At 52.9% G+C, this 1,653-nt stretch carries 2 protein-coding genes; both read right to left on the bottom strand.

All coding sequences use genetic code 11. From position 1 onward, the window contains the following. A partial coding sequence (locus Q8Q08_12755) for a hypothetical protein (protein MDP2654883.1) occupies positions 1-259 on the bottom strand: 259 nt, incomplete at its 3' end. Between the two features lie 104 nt (positions 260-363). Next, a protein-coding gene (locus Q8Q08_12750) for an IS3 family transposase (GenBank protein ID MDP2654882.1) occupies positions 364-1,571 on the bottom strand; the annotation gives its coding sequence in 2 pieces (ribosomal slippage) (positions 364-1,310 and positions 1,310-1,571; 1,209 coding nt in all). Positions 1,572-1,653: the final 82 nt, after the last annotated feature.

Raw genomic sequence — 1,653 nt, 5'->3', positions numbered from 1 at the left:
GGTTTGCCCGCTTTGTATACTTACCTATAATTCTTTCAAAAAGTTGAGTAGCATCCGAGCAGTACTGAGCCAAATCACCCAAGTTATCTCCCTTTGGGTCAACAGCATTTTTGTCAATGTCTATTCTGTGTGGGGCAAATGAGACAGTCCATTCATTATCAGGACTAATGAGTCTAATACGCAGCTGAGGAGTAGCGCCAGTCGAGAGGCGAATTGCGTGATAGGCGGCGGGGATAAGACCCTTATCTTTGAAGAGCATGGTCAAAGAATTCACGGTATCCGGAGTAGGGGTAATGTCCTGTGCGTTGACGAAAATAGATGCCTGGTATCTAATTCTTATATCAATTGAGGTGGACCCCATCGTTAGGACAGGAGAGGGACGAAGTTAAGGTAGGGTCCCGCGATCATTGATGGGTCCGATGTCAGTGATTCTAGCATACCTCCTTTAATGTTTGCTATAGGGGTGGGGGTGTGGACTTCCGCCGGCGTCCTGTAGCCGAATGTCTGATGGGGACGATCATTGTTATAGAACCGGAAGTAGTCGGCCAGGGACTGCCGGGCCTCCCTGCCGTCCTGATAGGCTTTCAGATATACCTCCTCATATTTCACAGTCCGCCACAGCCTCTCGATAAACAGGTTGTCATTGTAGCTCCCCTTTCCGTCCATGCTGATCTTGATGCCCCGTTTCTCTAGTAGCCCGGTAAATTCATCGCCGGTGAACTGGCTACCCTGGTCGGTATTGAATATCTCCGGCTTACCCTTCCTGAGCGCCTCCTCCAACGCCTCGACGCAGAAGTCAGCATCCATGGTGTTGGAGAGCCTCCAGGACAAAACATACCGGCTGTACCAGTCGATGATGGCCACCAGATAGAGAAATCCCTTTGCCATCGATATATACGTGATATCTGCCGCCCAGACCTGGTTCGGCCGGGTAATCTTCATGCCGTTCAGCAGGTACGGGTATATTTTGTGCCCTTTGCCCGGTTTGCTGGTCCGGGGCCGCCGGTAGATGGCCCGGATGCCCATGACTCCCATCAATCTCTGAACCCGTTTCCGGTTGACGGTGTAACCCTGCCACTTCAGACAGGCGGCTATCTTCCGCGCCCCGTAGAAAGGGATGGCCAGGTGCTGGCGATCAATGAGCTTCATCAGGGTCAACTCCTCCTCTGAGATTCCTTTGGACTGGTAGTACAGGCCGGAACGACTGATATCCAGCAATTTGCACTGCCTCACTATGGAGAGCGACGGGTGACCGCGGTGCACCGCCTCACGCCGCCGCTCTACGCTCAGCGACCTAAAGCTCTGTCGAGAAAATCCTTCTCCACCTTGAGCTGCCCGATCTCCTGATACAGACGGGCAACCAGGTTTTCGTCATCCTTCCTTTTCCGGACTTCCTCTCCACCGAAGATGCCGGCGGCGCCATCCGCCAACGCCTGTTTCCATTTACGTATCTGGCTGGGATGGACTTCATAGCGGCTGGCCAGTTCAGCGATGGTTTCTTCGCCTTTCAACGCCTCCAGGGCTACCCTGGCCTTGAACGAGGGGTTGTGTTTCCTGCGGTTCTGTTTCAATCTCCTGCTCCTTTCTGCCTTAAGTATTTTAGGGGCAGGACCCAACCTTAACAAGTTGTCCGAATTTTGGGGACCACCTCAA

Source organism: Candidatus Omnitrophota bacterium (assembly GCA_030688425.1).
GTDB lineage: Bacteria > Omnitrophota > Gorgyraeia > Zapsychrales > JANLHA01 > JAUYIB01.
The sequence above is the reverse complement of the archived record's forward strand: the minus strand, read 5'-3'. Positions and strand labels throughout refer to the sequence as shown.